Annotated in this window: 23 protein-coding genes; 10 read left to right on the top strand and 13 right to left on the bottom strand. The window is 67.9% G+C overall.

Features of this window, described 5'->3' with window-relative positions; all coding sequences use genetic code 11:
• Window positions 1–182: 182 nt before the first annotated feature.
• The 3 genes from ACSG06_RS07105 to ACSG06_RS07095 are packed head-to-tail and all read right to left on the bottom strand — an operon-like array spanning window position 183 to window position 2,071.
• The gene (locus ACSG06_RS07105) at window positions 183–812 is read right to left on the bottom strand and encodes a ribulose-1-phosphate aldolase (RefSeq protein ID WP_440989565.1); all 630 of its coding nucleotides are present in this window, start codon (window positions 810–812) and stop codon (window positions 183–185) included.
• Entirely contained in the window at window positions 809–1,510 is a 702-nt protein-coding gene (locus tag ACSG06_RS07100; protein WP_440989564.1) for a ribulose-1,5-bisphosphate 5-phosphatase, read from the bottom strand. Before ACSG06_RS07100 ends, ACSG06_RS07105 begins: the two co-directional genes overlap by 4 nt.
• Before the next feature lie 45 nt (window positions 1,511–1,555).
• The gene (locus ACSG06_RS07095; protein ID WP_440989563.1) at window positions 1,556–2,071 is read right to left on the bottom strand and encodes a hypothetical protein; all 516 of its coding nucleotides are present in this window, start codon (window positions 2,069–2,071) and stop codon (window positions 1,556–1,558) included.
• A gap of 118 nt (window positions 2,072–2,189) precedes the next feature.
• Here ACSG06_RS07095 and gfo6 point away from each other — a divergent pair, with 118 nt between their 5' ends.
• The 3 genes from gfo6 to ACSG06_RS07080 all read left to right on the top strand — a co-directional run bounded on the left by gfo6 (window position 2,190) and on the right by ACSG06_RS07080 (window position 5,548).
• A complete protein-coding gene (gene gfo6 / locus ACSG06_RS07090) occupies window positions 2,190–3,266 on the top strand; it encodes a D-xylose 1-dehydrogenase Gfo6 (protein WP_440989562.1) in 1,077 nt (358 codons plus the stop codon).
• Between the two features lie 313 nt (window positions 3,267–3,579).
• On the top strand, window positions 3,580–4,614 hold the full coding sequence (locus ACSG06_RS07085) for a transcription initiation factor IIB (protein WP_440989561.1): 1,035 nt from the start codon (window positions 3,580–3,582) through the stop codon (window positions 4,612–4,614).
• Between the two features lie 106 nt (window positions 4,615–4,720).
• Window positions 4,721–5,548, top strand: a complete 828-nt coding sequence (locus tag ACSG06_RS07080; RefSeq protein WP_440989560.1) for a TrmB family transcriptional regulator — start codon at window positions 4,721–4,723, stop codon at window positions 5,546–5,548.
• A 75-nt stretch (window positions 5,549–5,623) separates the two neighbouring features.
• Here ACSG06_RS07080 and ACSG06_RS07075 read toward each other — a convergent pair whose 3' ends face one another.
• Entirely contained in the window at window positions 5,624–6,070 is a 447-nt protein-coding gene (locus ACSG06_RS07075) for a hypothetical protein (protein WP_440989559.1), read from the bottom strand.
• Window positions 6,071–6,362: 292 nt separating this feature from the next.
• Here ACSG06_RS07075 and ACSG06_RS07070 point away from each other — a divergent pair, with 292 nt between their 5' ends.
• Window positions 6,363–6,719, top strand: a complete 357-nt coding sequence (locus tag ACSG06_RS07070; RefSeq protein ID WP_440989558.1) for a hypothetical protein — start codon at window positions 6,363–6,365, stop codon at window positions 6,717–6,719.
• A 31-nt stretch (window positions 6,720–6,750) separates the two neighbouring features.
• On the opposite strand, the gene ACSG06_RS07065 is transcribed toward ACSG06_RS07070, so the two are convergent.
• From ACSG06_RS07065 to ACSG06_RS07055, 3 genes are all read right to left on the bottom strand, one after another.
• Window positions 6,751–7,464 carry a 5-formyltetrahydrofolate cyclo-ligase gene (locus tag ACSG06_RS07065; protein WP_440989557.1) on the bottom strand — a complete coding sequence of 238 codons (714 nt, stop codon included), beginning with the start codon at window positions 7,462–7,464 and terminating at the stop codon, window positions 6,751–6,753.
• Between the two features lie 50 nt (window positions 7,465–7,514).
• Window positions 7,515–8,174 carry a hypothetical protein gene (locus ACSG06_RS07060; protein WP_440989556.1) on the bottom strand — a complete coding sequence of 220 codons (660 nt, stop codon included), beginning with the start codon at window positions 8,172–8,174 and terminating at the stop codon, window positions 7,515–7,517.
• A 463-nt stretch (window positions 8,175–8,637) separates the two neighbouring features.
• Window positions 8,638–8,880 carry a DUF8028 family protein gene (locus ACSG06_RS07055; RefSeq protein ID WP_440989555.1) on the bottom strand — a complete coding sequence of 81 codons (243 nt, stop codon included), beginning with the start codon at window positions 8,878–8,880 and terminating at the stop codon, window positions 8,638–8,640.
• Between the two features lie 327 nt (window positions 8,881–9,207).
• On the opposite strand from ACSG06_RS07055, the gene ACSG06_RS07050 reads away from it, so the two are divergent.
• Window positions 9,208–10,197: an aldo/keto reductase gene (locus ACSG06_RS07050; protein ID WP_440989554.1), complete on the top strand. Its 990-nt coding sequence runs from the start codon at window positions 9,208–9,210 to the stop codon at window positions 10,195–10,197.
• 92 nt (window positions 10,198–10,289) lie between these two features.
• Complete coding sequence (locus ACSG06_RS07045) at window positions 10,290–13,358, top strand: PAS domain S-box protein (RefSeq protein ID WP_440989553.1); 3,069 nt, start codon at window positions 10,290–10,292, stop codon at window positions 13,356–13,358.
• 13 nt (window positions 13,359–13,371) lie between these two features.
• On the opposite strand, the gene msrA is transcribed toward ACSG06_RS07045, so the two are convergent.
• The 3 genes from msrA to ACSG06_RS07030 all read right to left on the bottom strand — a co-directional run bounded on the left by msrA (window position 13,372) and on the right by ACSG06_RS07030 (window position 17,732).
• The gene (msrA, locus tag ACSG06_RS07040) at window positions 13,372–13,899 is read right to left on the bottom strand and encodes a peptide-methionine (S)-S-oxide reductase MsrA (protein ID WP_440989552.1); all 528 of its coding nucleotides are present in this window, start codon (window positions 13,897–13,899) and stop codon (window positions 13,372–13,374) included.
• A 43-nt stretch (window positions 13,900–13,942) separates the two neighbouring features.
• Window positions 13,943–16,579 (bottom strand): PKD domain-containing protein, encoded by a 2,637-nt coding sequence (locus tag ACSG06_RS07035; protein WP_440989551.1) that lies wholly within the window; start codon window positions 16,577–16,579, stop codon window positions 13,943–13,945.
• Window positions 16,580–16,673: 94 nt separating this feature from the next.
• Window positions 16,674–17,732, bottom strand: a complete 1,059-nt coding sequence (locus tag ACSG06_RS07030; RefSeq protein ID WP_440989550.1) for a CNNM domain-containing protein — start codon at window positions 17,730–17,732, stop codon at window positions 16,674–16,676.
• 307 nt (window positions 17,733–18,039) lie between these two features.
• On the opposite strand from ACSG06_RS07030, the gene ACSG06_RS07025 reads away from it, so the two are divergent.
• A complete protein-coding gene (locus ACSG06_RS07025; RefSeq protein ID WP_440989549.1) occupies window positions 18,040–18,339 on the top strand; it encodes a PadR family transcriptional regulator in 300 nt (99 codons plus the stop codon).
• 138 nt (window positions 18,340–18,477) lie between these two features.
• On the opposite strand, the gene ACSG06_RS07020 is transcribed toward ACSG06_RS07025, so the two are convergent.
• Window positions 18,478–19,155, bottom strand: coding sequence for a class I SAM-dependent methyltransferase (locus ACSG06_RS07020; RefSeq protein ID WP_440989548.1), 678 nt, complete (start codon window positions 19,153–19,155; stop codon window positions 18,478–18,480).
• Window positions 19,152–19,931 carry a DICT sensory domain-containing protein gene (locus ACSG06_RS07015; protein ID WP_440989547.1) on the bottom strand — a complete coding sequence of 260 codons (780 nt, stop codon included), beginning with the start codon at window positions 19,929–19,931 and terminating at the stop codon, window positions 19,152–19,154. The genes ACSG06_RS07020 and ACSG06_RS07015 overlap by 4 nt, the downstream gene beginning before the upstream one ends.
• A gap of 212 nt (window positions 19,932–20,143) precedes the next feature.
• On the opposite strand from ACSG06_RS07015, the gene ACSG06_RS07010 reads away from it, so the two are divergent.
• Window positions 20,144–20,383 carry a UPF0058 family protein gene (locus tag ACSG06_RS07010; RefSeq protein WP_256398537.1) on the top strand — a complete coding sequence of 80 codons (240 nt, stop codon included), beginning with the start codon at window positions 20,144–20,146 and terminating at the stop codon, window positions 20,381–20,383.
• 82 nt (window positions 20,384–20,465) lie between these two features.
• Here ACSG06_RS07010 and ACSG06_RS07005 read toward each other — a convergent pair whose 3' ends face one another.
• Window positions 20,466–20,990: a DUF555 domain-containing protein gene (locus ACSG06_RS07005; RefSeq protein WP_440989546.1), complete on the bottom strand. Its 525-nt coding sequence runs from the start codon at window positions 20,988–20,990 to the stop codon at window positions 20,466–20,468.
• 135 nt (window positions 20,991–21,125) lie between these two features.
• Here ACSG06_RS07005 and ACSG06_RS07000 point away from each other — a divergent pair, with 135 nt between their 5' ends.
• Entirely contained in the window at window positions 21,126–22,052 is a 927-nt protein-coding gene (locus tag ACSG06_RS07000; RefSeq protein WP_440989545.1) for a DNA-3-methyladenine glycosylase family protein, read from the top strand.
• 33 nt (window positions 22,053–22,085) lie between these two features.
• On the top strand, window positions 22,086–23,120 hold the full coding sequence (locus tag ACSG06_RS06995; RefSeq protein WP_440989544.1) for a Cdc6/Cdc18 family protein: 1,035 nt from the start codon (window positions 22,086–22,088) through the stop codon (window positions 23,118–23,120).
• Window positions 23,121–23,349: the final 229 nt, after the last annotated feature.

Below are 23,349 nucleotides of genomic sequence, written 5' to 3'. Positions count from 1 at the left end.
CCCACACCCGTCGGTCGCACGGTTTCGGTCGCCACCGGCCCCTTGCCCAGGCCGCCGGTGGCAACGACGACGGGCGGGGGTCGTGCCCGCCGCCGCCCGTCCACCGAATCTTTCTGTCCCCGCGACGACTCGGCCAGCCCGGCCGGACGAACTTCACCGGACCCGATAGCGTCGGTGGACGACTACTGCCCGTAGGACTCGAACTTCTCCTCGACGACCGCGAGCTGCTCGTCGGAGAGCGCCTGTGGCTCGCCGTTCTCCTTCGCCTGCAGGTACACCTGCGAGAGGTTCTCGACGTGGCCGGTGTTCTCGACGGCCGAGGGGAGGTCCTCGCCGGTCACGACCAGCCCGTGGTTCTCGATGAAGCAGGCCCGCGAGTCCGCCTCGTCCATCGCATCGACGATGTTCCGGGCGAGCTCCTCGGTGCCGTACGGGGCGTACTCGGCGACTGGCACCTCGCGACCGACGGCGACGATCATGTAGTGGACCGGCGGTAGCGGCTCGTGGAGTACCGACATCGTCGTGGACCACGTCGAGTGGGTGTGCACGACCGCGCCCGTGTCGAGGAACCGGTAGAGGTGTCGATGCATCGGCACCTCGCTGGAGGGCTTCATCTCCCCGGCGAGCTGCTCGCCCGCGAGGTCGACGACCGGCACGTCCGCCGCGTCGAAGCCATCGTAGGGGACGCCGGTGGGCGTGACCGCGAACGCGTCGCCATCGCGCACGCTCAGGTTGCCGGTACGCCCCGGCGTGAGGTCCGCGAGTTCGGGTGCCCAGTCGACGACGGCCTGCCGCTGCTGTTCGAGGGTCATGCCGCGACCACCCCAGCGATGTCGGTGAAGTCGTCGACGTGGTAGTCGGGATGTCGCCGGCTCGAAAGCTCCGTCTCGTCGGAGTTGAACAGCACCGTCGTCAGCCCGACGGCGTTGCCGCCCTCGATGTCCGCCGTCACCGAGTCGCCGACCATGACGACCTCGCTCGGCCGCAGGTCGAGCTGGGAGAGCGGCAACGTGAACATGATGGATGCGGGCTTCTCCGAACCGGCTTCCTCGCTGGTCACGACGAGGTCGATGCTCCCCTCGATGCCGAGGTGCTCGATCTTCTTCAGCTGGATCCGCGTGGTGAGGTTGCTGACGACCGCGATGTCGAGCCCGGCCGCGCCGATGGCGTCGAACGTCTCGCGCACCCCGTCGAACAGCTCCATCTCGTCGATGTAGGCCTCCCAGTACGCCTCGCCGAGTTCGAGCGCGTGCCGGGACTTGTGGGTTCCAGTGTGGATCTCGATGAGCCGCTTGAAGTAGAGGAAGCGCTCGTGGGCCGACGCGGTGCCGGCGAGCTCGCGTTTCACCTCGCTCCGGGCCTCCTGGTACCGGGCCTCGAACGCCTCGCGGTCGAGGTCGTAGCCGAGGGCCGTCGCTCGCTGCCAGGCCGTCCGCTTGCCAGCCTCGTTGCAGGGCTGGTACGGGTACAGCGTGTTGTCGAGGTCGAAGAAGACCGCACTGTAGTCCATGGTACCCCGAACCGTGGGGACCGTGGTACATTAGGGTGTCCCTCCTCAGGGACCGAGACCAGCCACGACAGCGTAGAGCCAGATAGCGTAGAAGAAGCCGTAGAAGCCCGAGACGCCCGGGATGGCCGTCGCCAGTCGGACCGGGACGGCCAGGAGCAGGCCGAACGGGCGGGTTGGCAGCGGGAGCGCTCGCGCCGTCTCAATCAACGACTCCGTGTCGGTGTGACTCGGGAACGCGGTGAGCGCGAGGGTCCCTCCGACCCAGGCAAAGAGGGGCCAGACCGGCGTGCCGCGCAGCGCGACCGCGCCGCCGAACGCCGCGAGCGCGAGCCCGGTGTTGACGACCAGCGGGGCGAGCGCGACGGCGGCGTCGGCGGGGAACGACTCGATGGGTTCGTGGTCGACGTACGCGTCGCTCGCCAGCGGGTTCAGGTACGCGCTCCCGTGGACGGGCACCCCGAGGAGCCGGCAGGCGAGCTCGTGTGCGAACTCGTGGGCGACGATGCCGGGCGCGAGGAGGGCGGTCACGACGAGGTTGGTTCCGGCGACGACGTGGGACACGGTCCTCGTTCGGGCAGTGGGGCCGGCGGGCGAAAACGGTTGCCCTCGTCGCCCTGCCGGCTCACGTCAGTCTCGCCGTGGACCGGGGAGTTACGGTCGTCGCCGTGGACGCTCCAGTATGGACCTCGACGTACACCTCGGAACCGGGGAGCGCGACTGGGAACCGACAGCCGACGGCACGCTCCGGGTCGCCATCGTCGGCCTCGGCTGGTGGTCGCGCGAACGGGTGCTGCCGGCGCTCGCGGACCTCGACAACTGCCGCGCGACGGTCGGCGTCAGCAGTTCGGCGAGCAAGCGCGAGCGCGCCGTCGCCGACTGGGACTCGGTCGAACACGCGCTCTCGTACGAGGAGTTCGACGTGGGCGAGGCAGTCGACGCCTACGACGCGGTGTACGTCTGCACGCCGAACGCGCTCCACCTGCCGCACGTCGAGACCGCCGCCAGGTTCGGGAAGGCGGTGCTCTGCGAGAAGCCGATGGAGGCGTCGGTGGAGCGCGCCGAGCGCCTCGTCGCTGCCTGCGAGGACGCCGACGTGCCGCTGATGGTCGGCTACCGAATGCAGACAGACCGGGCGTGCCGGGCGGTCAGACGCCTCGTCGATACAGGTGTCGTCGGCGACCCGGTCCAGATCCACGGTCACATGTCCCAGCCCATCGCCGAGATGTTCGACGACCCGTCGCACTGGCGGCTGGAGCCCGACCTCGCGGGCCCCGGCGCGTCGGTCACCGACCTCGGCGTCTACCCAATCAACACCACCCGGTTCGTGCTCGACGCCGACCCGACGGCCGTGAGCGCGTCGACCTGGTCGGGCGGGAGCGAGTGGTTCGACCGCGTACCGGACGAACGCGCCAGCTTCCAGCTCGAGTTCCCCGACGGCGTCACCGCCCTCTGTTCGGTCTCGCAGAACGCGTACAAGACGGCCGAGTTCCGCGTCGTCGGCACCGCGGGCGAGATCCGGATGCGTCCGGGCTTCTTCGGCGACCGGGAGAACGAGTTGCTGGTGTCGACCGGTGACGGGGAGACCACGGTGACGTTCGAGCCGGCCGACCAGATGCGCGAGGTCTTCTGCTTCTTCGCGGACCGCGTACTCGGTGGGAAGCCGATCCCGGCCGACGGCGAGCACGGACTCGTCGACATGCGTGCGGTCGAGGCGGTGTACGCGGCCGCCGAGGACGGCACGCGACACCAGCTCTGAGACGCGTTCCGGCCCTGGAGCGCACCGTACCTAACCTGTAGCGGTGTGTGCCGAAGTGTGGGGGCGTGGTATCCTGTGTCCGTGACGCGATGCCAGGTCCCGCCCCGTGTTCGTCGTCGGTCACCGACGGGTACGGCCATCGTAGCCATGGGCGGGCTGTCCGACCGGTTTCGGTCCCGAAACCGCAGGACTGCACCCGGTCTGCGGGCCCAATTTCGTTTCCTACTATCGTAGTACTCTAGCAGAAACTATTAAGATAGTACACAGCATAGGTGGTGGTACACGAGCACCCGAGCCGCTCGATGGTTCACCCATGACCGAACCGAAACAGACGCTGAAGACGACCGAGAGTCGAGCGCCGTCGCGCAACAGACGGCACACCAGGGCGGGCGAGCGGAGCCGGGCCGAGGAGTCCGAGCGCACCCAGGACGAGCGGGAGGTCTGTCCCGAGTGCGGCGCGGACGCCATCACCGACGACGAACACGGCGAGACCGTCTGCGAGGACTGCGGGATGGTCATCGAGGAGGACCTCGTCGACCACGGCCCCGAGTGGCGCGCGTTCGACAGCCGTGAGAAGAACGAGAAGTCCCGCGTCGGCGCACCGACGACCCAGATGCTCCACGACAAGGGGCTCTCCTCGGTCATCGACTGGCAGAACAAGGACGCCTACGGGTCGGCCCTCTCCTCGCGCAAGCGCCAGAAGATGCAGCGCCTGCGCACCTGGGACGAGCGCTTCCGCGCCCAGAGCGCCCGCGACCGCAACCTGAAGCAGGCTCTCGGCGAGATTACCCGGATGGCCAGCGCGCTCGACCTCCCGGAAAACGTCCAGGAGACCGCGTCCGTCATCTACCGCCGTGCACTGGAGGACGACCTCCTGCCGGGACGGTCCATCGAGGCGATGGCGACGGCGTCGCTGTACGCCGCCGCGCGGCAGGCGAACGTCCCCCGGAGCCTCGACGAGTTCGCACCGGTCAGCCGCGTCGACCGCCGCGAGTTCGCCCGCGCGTACCGCTACATCGTCAAGGAGCTGGACCTCGCACTGGAGCCGGCGGACCCGCTCGACTACCTGCCCCGGTTCTGCTCGGAACTGGCCGTTCCCACCGAGCTCAAACACCGCGCCGAGGAGCTGCTGGAGGCCGGCAAGCGCCAGAGCGTCCACAGCGGGAAGTCCCCGGTCGGCCTCGCGGCGGCGGCCATCTACGCCGCGTCGCTGCTGACCGACGAGAAGCTCACCCAGCGCGAGATCGGCGAGGCCGCCGACGTGAGCGAGGTGACCATCCGGAACCGCTACAAGGAGCTGCTCCAGGCGGACGAGGAGTTCCAGCAGACGCCGCAGGCGACGGCCTGATGGTGCCGGTCCCGCTCGTCGGCCTCGACGGGCACTCCGGCCACGGGACGAAGGGCGAACGACTAAACGAGTACCCACCCAACCTGACCCAACGACCTGACCGAGCATGACAGACACCGACGCGGGGTCGACCGACGACGTCGTCGCGGAGACGGTCGGACTCCTCAAATCGTTCGAACTGACCGAGTACGAGGCGAAGTGCTTCGTCGCACTCGCCCGCATCGGACAGGGGACCGCGAAGGAGACCAGCGAGGTCGCCGACGTTCCACAGGCACGGGTGTACGACTGCATGGAGACCCTGCAGGACCGCGGTCTCGTCGACGTACAGCAGTCCAAGCCCCGGCAGTACCGCGGGAGCGACTCCGACGACGCCCTCGACACCATCGAGCGGCGCGTCGACCGGAAGCTGGAACGCCTCGCGGAGCTCCTCCCGCAGCTCCGCGAGGGAGAACGCGACGACGAGGGCGGCGAGATCTGGGTCACCGACGGGAGCGACGAGGTCGCCGAACGGATGGCAACGCTCGTCGGGGCAGCCGACGACGAGGTGATGCTCGCCGTCGCGGCCCCCGACCTCCTCACCGAGGACCTGCTCGACGCTGTCGCCGCAGCGAGCGACGGCGGCGTCGCCGTGACAATCGGGTCGCCGGACGAGTCCATCCGCGAACGCATCGCGGACCACGTCCCGACCGCGACCGTCGTCGAGACCTGGACCTGGTGGGAGACGGTCCCCATCCGGGACGGGGCGGTGTCGAGCGTCCTGATGACCGACGGCGAGGCGCTGCTGGTCAGTGCCGACGCCTCGACGGAGCTTCCGAGCGTCCGCACGCACCGGGCCGTCTGGACCGACAGCGGCGAGGCACCGCTCGTCGGGATGATGCGTCCGCTGCTCGCGAACGCGATACGCGGCGAGATAGAGGAGACAGCGACGTTGTAGACGGTCGACGGTGGCGGAAGGTGACGTCGGGGGACGGCGGCGTTGGAGTATGGCGACGGGCGATGCCCGTCGTCGTCAGTTCGCGGCGACCGTGCGCAGGTTCTTCACGAGGTCCGGTCGCTGCTCGACCAGCACGTCCAGCAGTCGGCCGGCCGTCTCACGGTGGAAGTCGGCGGCGAGTGGCTCGTCGGCGTCCGCGTAGTGGCGGGCCACGCCGAACAGACCGCTGACGAGCAACACCACGTCGGAGGCGTCGAACCGGGCCGCAAACCGGTCGTGGGGGTGTGCCTCGAGCCGGGTGGTCAACGATTCGACGCGCATCCGGACGGCGTCGACGACGCAGGCGCCCGTCTCGGTCGTCTGGTCGGAGTCGTCGAGGTAGCCGAGCGCAGAGCGGCCGGCACGGAGGAGCCGGTGGTCGACGTCGACGGTGACGGTCTCGCCGGTGAGCGGTCGCGGTTCGAGCGACGGTGAGAGCGTCGCCGGGTCGTCCACGTCGCGTGTGCGGGTGGCGGGGGCCATGGGTCGGACGACTCGTACTCGTGGCGGCGTTTCCATATAAGGGGCAGACGGTTGGGGTGAGTTCGGTTCGTTTCACCCTCACGGTGTGAGAACCCACCTTTCATCGGCTTGCTCCGACGCTTCACGACGGGAGGAGAGGCGTCGAGAGCTTTTACCAGAGTTCCTCAGCCGGTCTCGTAGTGATGACCTCACGGGGACGTCGGACCCGCTCACAGCCGCTGCTTGCGACCGCTCAGTCCGGGCTTGAACCCGGCCGTACGATTCATGGTCGCTCCGACGGACCGTACACCAGATGCGGCAGCAGTCCATCTTCACGACCGAGCCCGTCGAGCCGACCCGGCACGACAGCGTGTTCCCCGTCGACACGACCGACACCGGCAGTCGACCGGAACCCGGGCGCGAAGGGACCACCGGCGTGAACCCCGTGCTGGACGCACACGCACCGTTCGACCGGCGGTTCGACGCGGCGACGACCGTCCTCTCGCTGGCGCCGACGACGCTCGACTTCGGGACACCGACGGTCACGCAGATGCGGATCGAGTCGGCCGCCGAGGACGCGACGGGCGAGCCCGAGCCAGTCGTCGAGGCCGCACGAGCGCTCCTCGTCGACGTCGTTGCCGACCCCTCGGCGTACCCGGTCCAGTTCTGAGCGACCCTTCCGTACGGTCCACAGACCCCACCTACGCCCGTTCGTCGCGGAGCCGCTGGAGGACGGGTATCTCGTCGAGACGCTCACGTGAGAGTGCCGACCAGTCGAGTCCGGTCGGCCGTCGTCCATCCCGGTCCGGGCGGACCGTTCGCTCCGGGGTCACGACGAGGTCCATCGGCACGTCGTGGTCGTCGTGCGGAAGGGGCTCCGGCCAGACCTGTCGCTCGTGCACCGTCGTCGCGACGGTCGTCTCGTCGGTGACGCGGCCGAACTCGGCCAGCACCGCGAACTCCAGGTCGCTGTAGCCCTCGCCCTTGCCGATCCGAGCGCCGTCCTCGGAGACCGCGACGCTCCCGCTCACGACGAGGTCGACGTGTGGAACGTCGTCCGGCCCGACGGCGACACCCGCGTCCGCCAGGCCCCCGACGGTCGTCGCGGCGTCGACGTCCTCGACCGCCTCGGGTGCGAGCTCGACGAAGCACCGTTCGTCACGGAGCCGTGGGACCGCGACGTACAGCGTCTTGCCGGCCCGGAGCGCGGCCCGCCGGACCGGTAGCTGTGGCGCGTCGGGGTTCGCCTTCACCGTCTCCGCAGCCTGCCACTCGGCCGTCTCGACCAGTCGGTCGGCCGCCGCGTCCGCGCCGACGTGGTTCGGGATGCGGTCGTGGGGCGGGTACGGGAACCGCGCCGTCCCGCTCTCCTCGAGGTCGTCCCAGACCCGCTGGCGGATCGTCTCCTTGTCCATCGGCCGGGTGTTTGGACGGCCCGCGAAAAAGTGTCGTGTTCCAGCGGGGGCTACTGGACGCCCCACCCGAGCGTGTACGTCCAGGGGCCGTCCCCGGCGATTCGTAACAGGGCGATGGTGAGTCCGAAATCGACGCTGCTGCCGGACTGGAGCTCGATCGGGTCCCCGCTGCGGATCTGCCGCGACGCCGGGACCGTGCGCTCGAACTCGGGGTCGTCGCCGTTCGCGAGCGTCGCGTCCTGGATGGGGAGGTAGAGCCTTGCCTCGGTGTACTCGCCCGCCGGCAGCGAGGCCTGGAACAGGTCGACGCTCCCGCCAGGGCCGAGAGACTTCAGGTCGACGGCCATCGTGGTTGCGTCCCGCCGGATCACCGTCCCGTCCGACTGCACCAGTTCGAGTGCTTCGAACGTCGTCTGGAAGGTCTGGAACTGGTCGATGTTGGACCGGCTCGACCGGACTGTCAGTGAGACGTCCGCGGTCACGCTGCCGCCAGCACTCGACGTCCCGGTGGCCCCGCTCGTTGTCGTGGTGGCTCCCCCGCCCCCCTCCCGCGTGGTCGTGGCAGCCACGGTCTCCTCGGTGGGAGCAGACGTGTCGCCCCCGTCGTCGTCACCGCCGAGGCAGCCGGCGACCGCGGACGTCAGGCCGGTGCCCGCGAGCGCGCAGACGAACTCGCGTCGGCCCCCGACCGAACTCCCGTCCGTCGTCATCGTCGGGCCTCCGTCCGCGGCGACTGTCGAGTTCCCCTGCGGGAAGGCAGGCGGTGGTCGGAACTTCCATCGACGGCTCGTCTCGCCGGACTGCTTCGTACAACGGTTCGCATGGCACCGCCGAGACACGACAGCTGCTAAACAGGTGCCGCTAGCTGTTTCGTGCCCCTCTCGTTCGAAGACACCGATAACCCGCATAGATGCGCCGTACGGCCGCTCGTAGACCTATATACTGATGCATATGTCATCCGAGCGTCAGCGTGCGGAACGGTGTCGCTTCCGGGTTCGTCGCGGACGGTTCGGAACAGTGGAGTGGTGGGAAAGGAAGGCGGGGAGGCCGCGTCGTGGGGACGACGCGGCGCGAGGTGTGGGAGTCGGGTGGTGGGTGGTGGATGGCGGGTGTTGCGTGGTGGGTGGTGGTGGTGGGTGGGTGGTGGATGGCGGTGGAGGTGCCGTGTGGACCTCACGCGTGCGCGGCGTCGTCACCGGGGCCGTGACCGTGGCCGACGACGAGCGCGAGCGCGTTCAGGGCCAGCAGGCCGAGGAACGCCCCTGCGCCGTCCGTGCTCCCGAGTCCCGATGCGAGCAGCGGCAGGTGGACGAACGGGAGGACGACTGCGAGCCAGAAGCTGCCCTTTCGAACGGGTGCGAGCAGTGATTGCGTGTCGATGCGTGCATCGTGGGTGTCTGGGAGCGCGGTGGACATCAGGGGCACCTCGTCGGCAACAACTCCTTGGACGGACACCCCCATATAACGGGCCGAGCGTTCGGTTAATTTCGGCGTTTTTTACCACCTGTTAATTCGTTTCGGCGGGATTTGAAACCTTTCGAGAGACGTTTAGAAGTTTTACAATCGCCTCTCTACCGTTCAGGCCTGTTTAGGACACCGATCACATTCGGATTCCGACACCAGCTTCGGCGGCTGCCTGCCGGGTCCGAACGGGTCGTTCGACCGGTGCTGGACGACGGCGCGCGCCGCGAACGGTTTACCGGGGGTTCCGAATTTATACGTCCGGCCGCGCAACCCGAAGCCATGGAACTGGACTACGTTCCGCTGGGACGCACGGGTACGATGGTCAGCGAACTCGCCATGGGCACCTGGCGATTCGGTCGCGAGACCGAGGCCGGCGTCGAGATCGGCGAGAGCCGGGCCTACGAACTGCTCGACGCCTACGAGTCCCACGGCGGACGCTTCATCGACACCGCGGACGTCTACGGCGGCGGCGACAGCGAGACGTGGATCGGCAACTGGCTGGCCGACCGCGACCGCGAGGACTACGTCATCGCCTCGAAGATCTACTGGCCGACACGTGAGGGCGACCCGAACGGGCGCGGGCTCTCGCGCAAGCACCTCCGCCGACAGATCGACCTGCTGCTCGACCGCCTCGGCACCGACTACGTCGACCTGCTGTACATCCACCGCTGGGACGACGACACCCCCGCCGAGGAGTTCATGCGCACGCTGAACCGGTTCGTCGAGGACGGCAAGGTGAACTACCTCGGCGCGTCGACGCTCTACCCGAACGCCTGGAAGGTCGCGAAGGCGAACGAGCTGGCGGAACGCAAGGGCTACGAACCGTTCACCGTCACCCAGCCCCGGTACAACCTCGCCGACCGCGAGGTCGAGGCGAACTACCTCGACATGTGCGCCGACTACGACCTCGGTCTCTGCCCGTGGAGCCCGCTCGCCCAGGGCTTCCTGACCGGGAAGTACACGCGTGAGGACCAGCAGCCCGAGGACTCGAAGGTCGCCGCCGAGGACCGCTTCCGCGAGAACTACCTCACGGACGAGAACTTCGACCTGCTCGACGAGCTGCACGCCGTGGCCGACGAGGTGGGCGCGTCGCCCGCGCAGACGGCCATCGCGTGGCTGCAGCACCACGACCGCGTCAGCGTCCCGCTGCTGGGTGCACGCACCGTCGACCAGCTCGAGGAGAACCTCGGCGCCGCCGCCGTCGACCTGAGCCAGGACCAGTTCGAACGGCTCGCCGACGCGAAGGACCAGCCGCTCGCGAACCTCTGACGTCGGTCCGGTAGAATGTCCCCCGCGGCCGCTGCGGGGAGAGCCGCCAAGACTTTATCTCGCTTCCTGCTCGGTAGCAGTAGAAACCGCTGATGGGCGAAGCGTCCCCGGTCAGGATCGTCGTGGTCACCGTCGAGGACGGGCCCGGGCCCCTCGGTCGGTCCACCCTCGACAGTGCCGACGCCGTCCTCACTCCCGGAGAGGCGACGGACCACGCGGCTGCGCTCGAGGACCCGTCCGGGACGTGCTTCGTCGCCGCCGGCGTCCCCGGTCTCTTCTGGTTCAGGCGATGTGCCGACGTGGTGGACTGCCCGCCACCGTCGCTGCTCGTCGTCGAGGACGCGGGCCTGGCCCGGGCCGCGACCGCAGGGCCCGTCGACGAGGTCGTCTGGCAGGACGCGCTGACGGACCCGGACCGGTTCGCGTTTCGGGTGCGAAACAGCGTCGAGGCGTGGGCGGACAGCACGCATCCGACGGTCTCCGACTTCGAACCACTCGTCGAACACGCACAGGACCTCATCACGGTCGTCGCCGACGACGGGACCATCAGGTACGCCAACCCGGCGGTCGAGGAGATCCTCGGGTACGACCCCGACGAGTTCGTCGGGACGCCCGTCTTCGAGTACGTCCACCCCGAGGACAGACAGGAGGTGGCCACCGAGACGGAGGCCGTCCTCGACGGGTCGGAGACGCTCGTCACCACGAACGTCTACCGCGCACGGCACGCCGACGGCTCCTGGCGCTGGCTCGAATCCGTCAGCCAGAGCGAGGACCTCACCGCACCGGTCGATGGCTACGTCGTCTCCTCGCGGGACGTGACCGAGCGGGTCGAGCGGGAGGACCGACTCCAGCGCGAGCGCGAGACGACCGAGAACGTGCTCGAGTCCCTCGAGGACGCGTACTTCGTCCTCGACCGGGACGGCCACCTCCAGCGCTGGAACTCCACGGTCGAGCGGGTGCTCGACATGCCCGCAGGCGAGATAGCGGGACTGGACGTGCGTACGGTGTTCGCCGACGTCGACCGGGCCCGGCTCGACGAGCACCTCGCGGCGGTCACCGGGGGCGAGACGCGGACCATCCAGCTCGACGTCCGGACGGCCAGCGGCACCGTGCGCCCGTTCGAGTTCAAGGCGAGCCCCTTCGTGGTCGAGGGGGAGATCGCCGGCATCTGTGGCATCGGCCGCGACGTGACCGAACGCGAGGCACGCGCCGAACAGCTCCGACGTACCGAGCGGCGGTTCCAGGCCGTCTTCGACGACCCCATGTCGTTCCTCGGCATCCTCGACACCGACGGTCGGCTGCTCGACGTGAACGAGCGGGCCTGCGAGTTCGCGGGCGTCACCGAGGACGAGGCCACAGGCCGTCTGTTCTGGTCACTGCCCTGGTGGAAGCACTCCGACGCGGAGCAGCGTCGCATCCGTTCGGCCATCGAACGCGCGGCCGACGGCGAGTTCGTCCGTTTCAAGACCACGAACATCGGTGTCGACGGCGGGGTCGCACACCTCGACACCTCGCTCCGTCCGGTCGTGCGTGACGACGGCACGGTTGCCTCGATCATCGCCGAGGGGATCGACATCAGCGAGGAGGTGCGGGTCAACCGTGAGCGAGAACTGCTCCTCGACGCCATCCAGTCCGCCGCCCGCGCACCGGACCTCGAGGCCGCGCTGACCGAGACGCTGCGGACGGTCGTGGCCAACACGAACGTCGTCTACGGGGAGGCGTGGCTCCCCGATGGCGACGAGCTGCAGCTCCAGAACGCGTGGTGGACCGAGGAGACCCATCTCGAGTCGTTCGGCCAGCGGAGCGAGGGGTTCCGGTTCAGCAGGGGGGAGGGGCTGCCGGGCCGCGTCTGGGAGTCGGCACGCCACGAGTGGGTGCTCGAACTGGCCAACGGCACCGAGGACTCGCTGCCCCGGCTCGATGAGATCGTCCGATCCGGGCTCGAGAGCGCCGTCGGCATCCCCGTGCTCGGGACCGACGGGAGCGTCCTGACCGTGCTCGTCTTCCTGACCGACACGAGCCAGGGCCGCGACGAACGGTTCCTCGAGCTGCTCGACACCATCACGGCACACCTCGGGGCCATCCTCCAGCGGAAGATCGTGGAGGACGAGCTGGCCGCAGAGCAGGAGCGCCAGCAACGGCTCCTCGAGACCAGCCCGGTCGGGATCCTGGTCGTCGGGAGGGACGGCGTGCTCGAACAGGAGAACCAGCGAGCTCGCGACATCTTCGGCGTCGATGACGCGGAGACGTTCGCGGACGCCTACGAGCGAGAACCCTGGCGTGTGACACCCACGGCAGACGGCGGGCGACAGCTGGACAACGGCTGGTTCCAGGAGGTATCCGAGAGCGGGACGCCGATCCGGAACGCGGTGTACGTCGTCGACCGGCCCGACGGCGAACGACTCTGGCTGCTGGTCAACGCCGCACCCGTCGGTGGTGAGAAGGGGGAGGTCATCGTCTCGTTCTCGGACATCACCGAACAGAAGCGACACGAGCAGGCCTTCCAGAACCAGGCGGAACGGGTGAGCGTCCTGAACCGCGTGCTCCGGCACGACCTCCGGTCGCATCTGACCGTCGTCGGTGGCCTCCTCGACCGCATCGCCGAACAGTCCGACGTTCCCGCCTCCGAGGTCGAGTCGATCCGGCGCTCGCTGGACGAGCTGGAGGCGTTGAGCCACCGTGCTCGACGCATCGAGGCCGCGTTCGAGTCGGAGACTCAGACGACGTTCGACCTCGCCGCGCTGGCCGAACGCGCCGCGGACGACCTGGCCGAGGACCATCCCGACGCCGAGGTGACGGTTACCGAGACGAACGCCCCGCCGGTGCTCGCACACGAGCACCTCAGACTCGTCCTCGACAACCTGCTCGAGAACGCCGTGGTGCACCACGACGGGCCCGACCCGTCCGTCGACGTGTCGGTCTCGCGCCACGACGAGACCACCGTCCGACTCGTCGTCAGCGACGACGGTCCGGGGATCCCCGAATCCGAGATCGAACTCCGGGAATCCCGGCTCGAGACCGCGCTCGACCACTCCGACGGACTCGGGCTGTGGATCGTCCGCTGGCTGGTCTCGAAGTCGGACGGCGAACTCAGGCTTGAACAGTCCGAGAACGGGTCCCGGGCCGTCGTGTCGCTCCCGGTCGCCCCGGGGTCGAAGTGACCGTCGGGAGCGACTACCGCGCCTTCGTCGCGAACTTCTCGCGGACCTTCTCTATCTTCGGGTCCGCGTGGAACGTACAGTAGCGGTCGTTCGGGTTCTTGTCGTAGTAGTCCTGGTGGTACTCCTCGGCCTCGTAGAACGTCTCCAGGTCGACGACCTCCGTCACCACGTCGTCGTCGTACTCGGCGTCGAGTTCGTCGACGAACGCCGCGGCGAACTCGCGCTGGTCGTCGTCGTGTGCGAGGATGATGGAGCGGTACTGGCTGCCGACGTCCGGCCCCTGCCGGTTGAGCTGGGTCGGGTCGTGGACCGTGAAGAACACCTTGAGCACGTCCTCGAACCCCAGCACGTCGGTGTCGTACTCGATCTGTACGACCTCCGCGTGGCCGGTGTCACCCGAGCAGACCTGCTCGTACGTCGGAGCCTCGACGTGCCCACCGGCGTACCCGGAGGTGACGGACTCCACGCCGTCGAGCTCCTCGAACGCCGCCTCGATGCACCAGAAGCAGCCACCGCCGAGTGTCGCTCGTGCTGTCGTCATACCACTCCGTACGGCCGGAACCGCAAAAACCCCGTCGGAACCCTCAGTCCGCGGTGACTTCGAACGTCATCTCGGACGTGTTCGCCTCGACGATCTCCTCCTCGTCGTTCCACGCGTAGGCGATGACCCCGACCGTGCGCTCGCCGGGGGTCTCGAAGCCAGTGGTCCCGACCGGAAGCTCGACCACGCCCTCCGAGAGGGCCCCCCGGAGCGAGGTGACTCCCGCCGGCCCGATGTCGACGAACTCGGTCGTCCCGGGGACCTGCCAGTCGTAGCCGAGGATGTAGCGGTCGGGCCCGGTGGCGTACGAGCCGGTCGCGTCGAGTGTGACACGCTCGCCGACCGACGGCGTCGACTCCGAGACCGCGAGTTCGGCCTGCACGGTGTCGGTCAGCTCGTCGTACTCGGTCGCGCTGTCGGGTTCCGGTTCGACCTGGAACTCCGCGACGTCCGTCGCGGTGGTGCCATCACCGTCCTCGACGGTCAGGTAGAGCCGGTACGTGGCCTCGATGTCGAAGGTGTGCGAGAGCGTCGGGTCGCTGGTCGTCTCCTCGAGGATGTCCGTGTTGTCGGCACGTGGAATCTCGCGGTCGAGGTCCCAGTGGTAGCTCAGCCCGTCGCCGACGGCGTCCACGGAGCCGCTGCCGTCGAACTCGAGCGGCTGTCCGGTGTACCGTGCGTTCGGGACCGACAGCAGTGCCTCCGTCCGCTCCTCGACGCTCAGGTCCCGGCTCGTCTCCGCGGTGTCCCCGTCCTCGTTCTCGACGGTGAGATACATGCGGTACGCGCCCTCCACGTCGAAGGTGTACTCGATGGTCGGCGCCTCGGTCTCCTCCCATAGGATGTCGGGCTCCTGCGGTGTGCGTCGGACCAGCTCCCAGGTGTAGGTGAGGTCCTGACCGTTCGGGTCGCTGGAACGCTCGGCGCTGAACTCCTGTGGGATACCGACCGCACCGTTGTCAGGGACCGAGAGCAGCGCGTTCGGACCGGTGAGGTCGAGCGTGGCGACCTCGGTGTCCGTTCGACCCCAGTCGTCCTCGACGGTCAGGTAGAGCACGTACGTCTCGTCGAACTCGAACGTGTGGGTCATCGTGTCCCCGTCGGTCTCCTTCACGTCGGTGTTGTCCTGTCGGGGGATCTCGCGGTCGAGGTCCCAGTGGTAGCTCAGCCCCTCGCCGAGCGGGTCCGAGGAGTTCCTGGCGGAGAAGAACGCCTCCTCGCCGACGTTGACCGAGTCGAAGGCGATCTCCGCCGACGGGCCGTCGGCGGGGTCGCCGACCTCGAAGCTGTCCGTGACCACGTCGGCCTGGCCCTGTCCGTCGACGACGCTGAGGTAGACCCGGTAGTATCCCTCCCCGTAGGCGGACTCGTGTTCGATGGAGTCCGGGACCTCGTTCGGAATCGTCGTCTCGACCGTCTCGCCGAAGTAGTACAGCGGCTGGACGGTGTCGTTCGACATGTTGACCACCCGCCACCGATAGTGGTCGATGTCGTTGCCGCAGTCGCCGCAGTAGGAGGCGCTCGCGTCGAGCGTGAGCGCCTCGTTGCCCCCATCGTAGGACACGTTCGAGCTGGCCGTCGGCGGATTGTAGCGCTGGTCGGCCGGCAACGACGGGAGGTCGATATCGGCGGGGTCGGTCTCGGACTGGTTCGCCGGGATGGTCACCGTCAGCTCCTTCCTCGACGGGACGTACTGGTTGGGGTCTCCGCCCTCGGTCTCGGGGACTGTCAGGTACCCCCATTCGGTGTCCTGGGTGAGTGTGAAGGAGCCGGATTCGCCCTCGGGGACGGTGACGGTGAAGTCCGCGAAGTGAGCGTTGAACTCGTCGAGGTCGCCGCTGCAACGGTGGAGTTCGAGCACGTCGTCGCCGTAGGCGCTGTAGGACTCGTAGCAACCCTCTGCGGTGAACGCCTCGACGAGTCCGGTGAGGTTCTTCGCGACGCCGTACAGTGTCAGGATCCCCCCGACCAGGACGAGCATGGGCGTACTCGTGAAGCCGAGTGCGGTGGTCAAGAGCCCGATAGCCGGGCCGAACCCGCTCGGCGGGGTCGGCTTCTCCGGGTCGACCTGGTCCTGCAGTTCGGCCGCGACCTGGGACTGTAGCTCCTCGAACGTTTCGGGAAGTTCGGCGTCGGGGTCGGACACCTGCGAGAGTGGGACGCTGGTGTCCCAGGCGTAGTTCGGGGTGAACGCGATGCGACCGCAGCTGTTCGTTTCGGCGTCGATGGTCATCGAGAGCTGGCTCGCGATGGCGGCCCCTCCGGCCTCCGCCTGGTCGGGGTCGAAGCACTGGATCCGCGCGAGCCCGTACGAGAAGCCGACGGCGACGAACCGGTGCCGGACCCCGACCTGGTCGTTGTTCTCGCCACAGCTCGGTCGGATGACGTCGTCCTCGTCGGGCAACGTGGTGTTGACGTGGGCGATGGCGAGGTTCTCGAAGACGCCCTGCTCGACGTCCACCTGACCGGCGGCGTTCACGTCCGATGCCCTGTGGAGGGTCGGGAACGACTGCGTCAGCAGGTCGTCCTGGTCGAGGAAGGAGACGGTCGCGTTCTCCAGGTACTCAGGGTGCGACGCGCCGGCGATCGGGAGCGAGGACGCACCCGCGAGCGCGCTCGCCCCGACCGCCATCGACTGGAGGACGTCTCGGCGTTCGAGCCCATCGGACTGATCTGCCATTGATTCGTACAGCGATGCGGAGAATATTAACCTTTTCTTCGAAGGAGTATGTGTAGAATAAATACTCTACACGTTCTGGACCGTGCGGAGGACCTCACTTCATCGCGTCCCGGTCGAGCGGGTCCTCGATGTCGCCCATGACGGTCTCCAGTGCGTCGGTCGCGGTGAGGAGCCCCTGGACCTCGCCATCCGACATCGCCAGCGCGAGCTCCTGGCCCTCCGCCTGGAACTGGTCGATGACGTCGCTGACGCTGGTGTCGACGGTGACGGTCATCGGCGGTGCGGCGACGTCCTCGAAGTCCCGCTCCTCGGCGCGGATCTCGTCGACGTGCTCGAGCAGCGACGGCACGTAGACGACGCCGCGGTAGTCGTCGAAGTCGCTGCCCACGAGCGGGTAGCGGGTGTGCGGCGAGTCGTACACCTTCCCGAGGTTCTCGTCGATGGTGTCCTCGGTGGAGAGGACGACCGCATCGTCGATGTCGACCATCACGTCGTCGACCATGATCTCGTCGACGGTCAGCGCGTTGATGACCTCCTCGTGGCGCTCCTGGGAGAGGTCACCCTGTTCGAGCAGGGAGTTCAGTCGGGTCCGCAGCTGAGCGCGGTTCTCGATGACGTCCTCCTCGGCCTCGAGCCACGCCCCGGTCATCTCGACCCCGAACAGCTTCAGCGTCGCCTTCGCCACGGTGTCGCCGACGCTGATGATGGGCGAGATGAGCCACGCGAACCAGTACAGCGGCCGTGCACCCCACTTGCAGACGAACTTCGTGCGCTCGACGCCGAGGTACGTCGGCGTCTGCTCGCCGTGGGTGAGGTGGACGAGGTTGATGATGAGGAACGCGAAGAGTCCCCCCGCCCCGAGGGAAGCCAGCGCCGTGTTGTGGAAGTACGGCTCGACGATGGCAGCGAGTGCCGGTTCGGCGACGATACCGACCGCGATGCTCGACGCCGTGATGCCGACCTGACAGCTGGTCAGGTAGATCTCGAGGTCGTCGGTCATCTCCCAGGCGCGCCTGAGTGCAGGCGTCTCGAACTCCGATTCGGGGTACTGCCTGACGCGAGTGAGCGCGAACTCGATGGCAACGAAGAAGCCGTTCGCCAGGATGAGAGCGAGACCCGCGAGTAGCCGGATGGCGATTGCGAGCGAGTTCATCTCGTGGTCGGCTTCCGTCCAGCGCTTCAAAAATGGCCGGGATTAGTACGTTGGGTCGGCCCACTCCGGCGACGACGAACCGGTGTCCTTTTGAAACCCGCGGCGAAATCGACCGTATCTGTTCCTCGTTCGAGCTGACGAGTGTCTTCAATATTCTTCCATCTTCCTTACTGGTATGGTCAAATATCCCACCGGCGATACGCGGGATTCGGTCGAATCCTATCGACCCTGAACACACCGAAACCGAATCGGCCAGATTGATTCAGGAAACAAAACACTCATTTTCTCGGGATACTTCTGTACCACTATGTACGACCTCACAGGGTTCCAGCGGGACCTGTTGTACGTCATTGCGGGGCTCGATGACCCCCACGGACTCGCGATCAAGGAAGAGCTCGAAGACTACTACGAATCCGAGATTCACCACGGTCGACTCTACCCGAACCTCGACACGCTCGTCGACAAGGGCCTCGTCGAGAAGGGCGAGCTGGACCGGCGGACGAACTTCTACACCCTGACCCGGCGCGGTCGCCGCGAGATCGACGCCAGGCAGGAGTGGGAAGCGCAGTACGTCGACCAGATGGAGACCGCGGAAGCGTCTTCGTAACCGACCGACCGACAGGTCCCGCCACCGACGGGCAGCACACGAGGGAACAGGGACCACGGATTCATAGCACCCCACCATTCTTTCGAGGCGACCACCGACAGCGACGGTGCCGTCGGTCAGGGCAGCCGGCGGAGTCGATCACGGAGCCGGTCGTCTCGCCTCCTCGGTATCGGGGTCGTCCCGGCGGACGAGTCGGCCACGAACGATTGGGGCGACCGGCGGGATGCCGGCGTCGAGACGCTCGAACGCGACCGTCTCGAAGCGGTCGTCCGCGAGGAACCGCTCGTCGGTCGCACGGTCGAGCTGGCAGCCCGCCGCGAGACGCCCCCAGACCGGCTGGACCGTCGTCTGCAGACGCCCGGCCCAGCCGTCGGCGCGGACGTGTTCGAGGAACCGGAACTCGCCGCCGGGTTTCAGGACGCGGGCCACCTCGTCCAGTGCCGCGTCGACGTCGGGAATCGTACAGAACACGAGCGCGGCGACGACGACGTCGACGCTGTCGGCAGCGAGCGGGAGCGATTCGGCGCCGGTCGGGTGGATCGTGACCGAGAGTCCACACTCCGCCGCGCGTTCGACCGCCCGCTTGCGCATGTGGGGGTCGGGCTCGACCCCGACCACTTCGTCGGCACCGCTCGCTGCGAGGTACGGGAACATCGCACCGGTTCCGACGCCGATGTCGAGCACCGTGCCCGCGAGGTCGGCCGCCAGCCAGCGGCGCTGCGGGGCGATGCGCCGCTCGAACGGCGCGACGACGGGGTCGTAGATGGCCGCGAACAGCGGGTGCTCGTCGGTCCCGTCCGGTGAGCTGTCGGTCACTGGAAGGTCGTGGTGATGTACCGGCGGACGTCCTCGACGCGATCCGGGTCGAACGTCCAGAACCCCTTCCACGGCCCCGTACGCCCGTCGGCTGCGGGGAGTCGGTAGCAGACGAGCGCCGCCGACTCGGTCCGGTCGGACGGGTGGGTGTAGACCACGAACCAGGACCGACGGAGGTCCTCACCGGAGTCGTCCGTGTAGGTCGCCGCCTCGATATCACCGGGCACTGGTGCGTCATCGATGCCGTAGATGTTCACGTCGACGTCGGTGCCGCCGAGCGAGCGGTACACGTCCTGTGTCCCGCGCTCGTCCCGCAGCCGGGAGAGGTACTGGAAGCTGGCGTGGAGCTCTCCCACGCCGTGCTCCCACGCCCGTGCCTCGATGTAGCGGGAGAGCTCGATGAGGAGGAACTTCTGCTTGCGGGTGTCCGGGTACCCCTCGACGGTGAACACGGTGTCGGCGAGACCGAGGATGGCCGCCGGCGTGTCGACCGCGTCCAGGTCCCGCGCGCCCGAGATGTAGGTGTCCGAGTTGACGAACAGGATGGCGTTCTGGATCGACTCCAGCGAGGAGCGCAACGCCGAGCCGTCACGTCGGGAGATGACCACGGTGTCGCTCGGGACGCTCCCTGCACCGCCGTCCTCCACGACGTCGACCGGCTGCTCCTCGAACAGGTCGTCCAGCATCCCCTGGACGATGTCGGGCGCCTGCCTGTCGACGACCGTGAGGGTCCGTGACTCCCCCTCGACGCGGTCGATGAACTGCCTGAGACCCATACGAACGGAAGTTAGCCGACGGCATTAAACGTTCTCGCCGGCTGACGGTGGGGTGAACGGAGGGAATCGCAAGCAGTAATCCGGTTCGACCGACAGTTCGCGACAGCCTCGGAGGCGGCCGCGAGCGGGTGTCTACGGGGTGACTGGAGCCATCGTGTGTTAACGCGACTCAGGATAATAATATAACCCTCCAGCCGGTAGAACGGTTTGCTATGAAGAAGCAGGAGCTCATCCACCTTCACGGACTGCTTGCCGAAGTATCCACACACTACGAGACAACGGCCGACGGCGACCTCAATCTAGACGAGTACGAGTCCCTTGGTATTCGACCAACGAGCATCCACAAATCGAAGACCGACCACAAGGCGGCTGTTTTTGCACTCGCGAACGGTATCACCTCCGACATGCATTCCGAGGAGTCCGAAGAGACGGTCGCCGTCTCCGCAGACTAAACGGGAGTTCTCGTCCTACATCGGCCCAGAACCGCCCAGCGGTGGCTTCGTCCTGCTCGGAGTCCCGTCCACCGCACCCGCTCTACTCGATGAGGTCCTCGAACTCCGGCAGGACCTCGTCGTCAGCGTCCTCGTCCGGCACGTCGTCGCCGTCGTCGTCCACGCCTGTCTCCGCCACCTCGTCGGTGGTCTCAGCATCGTCGGTCGCCTCCACCTCGTCGCTCGTCTCGTCCGTCTCGGTGTCCTCGTCCGCCTCGGTGTCCTCGTCCGCCTCCTCGATGACCTCGACCTCGAGGACCTCGAGCGGGATGTTCTCCAGTCGCATCCCGATCTCCTTGCGGGCGATGCGTGAGGCGTGCTCCTCGCGTTCGACGTTGAACACCGTCATCTCCAGCTCGAGAGCGACCAGGGCCTCGTCGGCCGCGATGAACGCAGGCGGAAGCTCCTCCCCCGACGGCGAGGTCCGACTGCCCATGTTTATCTCGACGTAGTTGAGGTCCGGGTTCAGCATCTCGCCAGTTTTCGAGATGGCGATACGAACGGCCTCGTCCGGTGTCGCTACGTCGTAAACCGGCACTGCAGCTTCGACGACAACTCTGCAGTTCATGCAGTAGTGTGTTAACCCGCCGAACAGTATCAAGGTTGGCGTTCGTTCACCCCGCCGCCGGACGGCGACGGGACCGGTCGGCACCGCGTACCGGGTTCGTAACCCCCAAATCGGCGCGGCCCGGACGGTCGGTCGATGGAGACAGGGTCTCTCCCGCTCTCGTCGCTCCCCGGGGGCTTCGACGCCCACGCGACGCTCGAGAGCGGCCAGTCGTACCTCTGGCGGCGCGAGGACGGACGGATGTACGAGGGCGACGACGACGGGTCGCCGTGGTACTACACCGCACTGGACCTCGACGAGCAGGACGGAGCAGCCGTCCCGGTACCCGACGACGGACCACACGCGATCCGGTTCCGCGTCGACGGGGAACACATCGAATGGATGGCGACCTGCGACGCCCACGACGCGCTCGTCCACCTCCTCCGACTCGACGACGACCTCGACGCCATCGTCGCCGATGCGCCCGACGAGACGCTGATAGGGGAAGCTTACGACGCGTACCGCGGCCTCCGGCTGGTGCAGGACCCGCCGTTCGGCTGTACCATCTCGTTCATCTGTTCGGCCCAGATGCGCGTCGAGCGCATCCACGAGATGGTGTCCACGCTCGCTCGCGAGTACGGCGAACCGGTCGCTCTCGACGGCCGCACCTACCACGCCTTCCCGACACCGGACCGGCTCGCGGCCACGACGGAGGCGGAACTGCGCGACCTCGGCCTCGGCTACCGCGCGCCGTACGTCCAGCGAACCGCCGAGATGGTCGCCGACGGGGAGGCACACCCCGCGGAGGCCGCGGGGCGAGCGTACGAGGACGCCCGCGAGTACCTCACCCGGTTCGTCGGTGTGGGCGAGAAGGTCGCCGACTGCATCCTGCTGTTCTCGCTGGGCTACGACGAGGCCATCCCGCTCGACACCTGGATGCGCACCGTGGTGTCGGACTACTACCCGGACTGCGACCGCGGCAACTACGCCGAGACCTCGCGGGCGCTCCGCGAGCGATTCGGCGGACGGTACGCGGGCTACGTCCAGACGTACGTCTTCCACCTGCTCCGGACGCGCGAGTGAGCTTTATACCATCGGCTCCGGTACTCACCAACGATGATACGTCGGCCGGAGGTGCTCGACCACACCACGACTCCCGACGCGAGCATGATCGTCCATCGGCGGGACGAGCTCCAGCAGCTCGCACGGGCGTTCCACGGGCTCGAGAACGGACGCGCGGTCAACCCGGTGTTCCTCTCGGGCCCCAGCGGGGTCGGGAAGAGCCTCCTCGCGGAGGCGGTCACGGACCGGCTCGTCCGCGGGACCAGCGACGACCTCAGCGTCGACGTCGCGACCGTCAACTGCTGGACGACCCGGTCGCGGTACGAGGTCACGTTCGCGGTCGCGCGCCAGCTGGTCGGCGGCTCCCGCCTCCACCACGACTCGACGCCACGGCTCGACCTCCTCGACCGGCTCCAGTCCACCATCGACCGGCACGACCCGACCACCCAGCGCATCGTCGTCCTCGACGAGGTCGACGTGGTGGACACCGACGTCCTGTACGACCTCGCGGACCTGCCGTCGACGAGCCTGCTGCTCGTCTCGAACGAGGCGCGCTCGTTCCTCGGGAGCCTCGACCCGCGCATCGAGTCGCGGCTGAGCGTCGGCCAGGAGGTGCGACTCGGGCGATACACGACGGACGAGCTCGTCCGCATCCTCGAGAAGCGCGTCGAGTACGGGCTCGAACACGACGTCGTCAGCCTGCGACAGCTCGAACGCATCGCCAGGCACGCCGACGGTGACGCCCGGAAGGCCATCAGCACGCTCCGCGAGGCCGCCGAGGCCGCACAGGGCCGGAGCCAGACCATCACGAACACGCTCATCGACGAGGCCATCCCCGAGGCCCGGGAGCGGCTCCGACAGGAGAACCTCGCGAAGCTCGACCCGCATCAGCAGGTGCTGTTCGACATCGTCACCGAGTACGGCCCCGTCAGCCCCGGGAGGCTCCAGGAGCTGTACGAGGACCGGCTGGGCGCGGAGGCGAAATCCCAGCGGACGACCCGCCGGTCTGCGAAGAAGATGGTGTACTACGACCTGCTGGTCACCCGGGGCGAGGGGCCGAGCCGTGAGTACGAGGTCGCGACCTCGTAGGCGAACCCGGACACGAACCCGGACACGGCGATTCCGGTGCCATGGGCCCGCTGGACGCGTTCTGCGGCAGAATCGACGATACCCGGACAGACCCGGACACCCCCCTGTGTCGCCTTTAGGCCCGGGGTCCTTCCGACCGAACGTGATGGCGAGGCAGACAGCCGACCCGAACCACGCGTTCGCCGGCGAGCGGAACCCCTAAACGACCGTCACAGCGACCGGCCGCCCG

Source organism: Haloarchaeobius baliensis (assembly GCF_052060055.1).
Lineage (GTDB): Archaea > Halobacteriota > Halobacteria > Halobacteriales > Natrialbaceae > Haloarchaeobius > Haloarchaeobius baliensis.
This window is presented reverse-complemented; position numbering and strand designations above follow the sequence as displayed.

Excerpts from the sequence above, each read along its gene's own strand:
- ACSG06_RS07105 (WP_440989565.1), bottom strand. The coding sequence starts at position 812 with ATGACCCTCGAACAGCAGCGGCAGGCCGTCGTCGACTGGGCACCCGAA.
- ACSG06_RS07100 (WP_440989564.1), bottom strand. The coding sequence starts at position 1,510 with ATGGACTACAGTGCGGTCTTCTTCGACCTCGACAACACGCTGTACCCG.
- gfo6 (WP_440989562.1), top strand. The coding sequence starts at position 2,190 with ATGGACCTCGACGTACACCTCGGAACCGGGGAGCGCGACTGGGAACCG.
- ACSG06_RS07085 (WP_440989561.1), top strand. The coding sequence starts at position 3,580 with ATGACCGAACCGAAACAGACGCTGAAGACGACCGAGAGTCGAGCGCCG.
- ACSG06_RS07080 (WP_440989560.1), top strand. The coding sequence starts at position 4,721 with ATGACAGACACCGACGCGGGGTCGACCGACGACGTCGTCGCGGAGACG.
- ACSG06_RS07075 (WP_440989559.1), bottom strand. The coding sequence starts at position 6,070 with ATGGCCCCCGCCACCCGCACACGCGACGTGGACGACCCGGCGACGCTC.
- ACSG06_RS07070 (WP_440989558.1), top strand. The coding sequence starts at position 6,363 with ATGCGGCAGCAGTCCATCTTCACGACCGAGCCCGTCGAGCCGACCCGG.
- ACSG06_RS07065 (WP_440989557.1), bottom strand. The coding sequence starts at position 7,464 with ATGGACAAGGAGACGATCCGCCAGCGGGTCTGGGACGACCTCGAGGAG.
- ACSG06_RS07060 (WP_440989556.1), bottom strand. The coding sequence starts at position 8,174 with ATGACGACGGACGGGAGTTCGGTCGGGGGCCGACGCGAGTTCGTCTGC.
- ACSG06_RS07055 (WP_440989555.1), bottom strand. The coding sequence starts at position 8,880 with ATGTCCACCGCGCTCCCAGACACCCACGATGCACGCATCGACACGCAA.
- ACSG06_RS07050 (WP_440989554.1), top strand. The coding sequence starts at position 9,208 with ATGGAACTGGACTACGTTCCGCTGGGACGCACGGGTACGATGGTCAGC.
- ACSG06_RS07045 (WP_440989553.1), top strand. The coding sequence starts at position 10,290 with ATGGGCGAAGCGTCCCCGGTCAGGATCGTCGTGGTCACCGTCGAGGAC.
- msrA (WP_440989552.1), bottom strand. The coding sequence starts at position 13,899 with ATGACGACAGCACGAGCGACACTCGGCGGTGGCTGCTTCTGGTGCATC.
- ACSG06_RS07035 (WP_440989551.1), bottom strand. The coding sequence starts at position 16,579 with ATGGCAGATCAGTCCGATGGGCTCGAACGCCGAGACGTCCTCCAGTCG.
- ACSG06_RS07030 (WP_440989550.1), bottom strand. The coding sequence starts at position 17,732 with ATGAACTCGCTCGCAATCGCCATCCGGCTACTCGCGGGTCTCGCTCTC.
- ACSG06_RS07025 (WP_440989549.1), top strand. The coding sequence starts at position 18,040 with ATGTACGACCTCACAGGGTTCCAGCGGGACCTGTTGTACGTCATTGCG.
- ACSG06_RS07015 (WP_440989547.1), bottom strand. The coding sequence starts at position 19,931 with ATGGGTCTCAGGCAGTTCATCGACCGCGTCGAGGGGGAGTCACGGACC.
- ACSG06_RS07010 (WP_256398537.1), top strand. The coding sequence starts at position 20,144 with ATGAAGAAGCAGGAGCTCATCCACCTTCACGGACTGCTTGCCGAAGTA.
- ACSG06_RS07005 (WP_440989546.1), bottom strand. The coding sequence starts at position 20,990 with ATGAACTGCAGAGTTGTCGTCGAAGCTGCAGTGCCGGTTTACGACGTA.
- ACSG06_RS07000 (WP_440989545.1), top strand. The coding sequence starts at position 21,126 with ATGGAGACAGGGTCTCTCCCGCTCTCGTCGCTCCCCGGGGGCTTCGAC.
- ACSG06_RS06995 (WP_440989544.1), top strand. The coding sequence starts at position 22,086 with ATGATACGTCGGCCGGAGGTGCTCGACCACACCACGACTCCCGACGCG.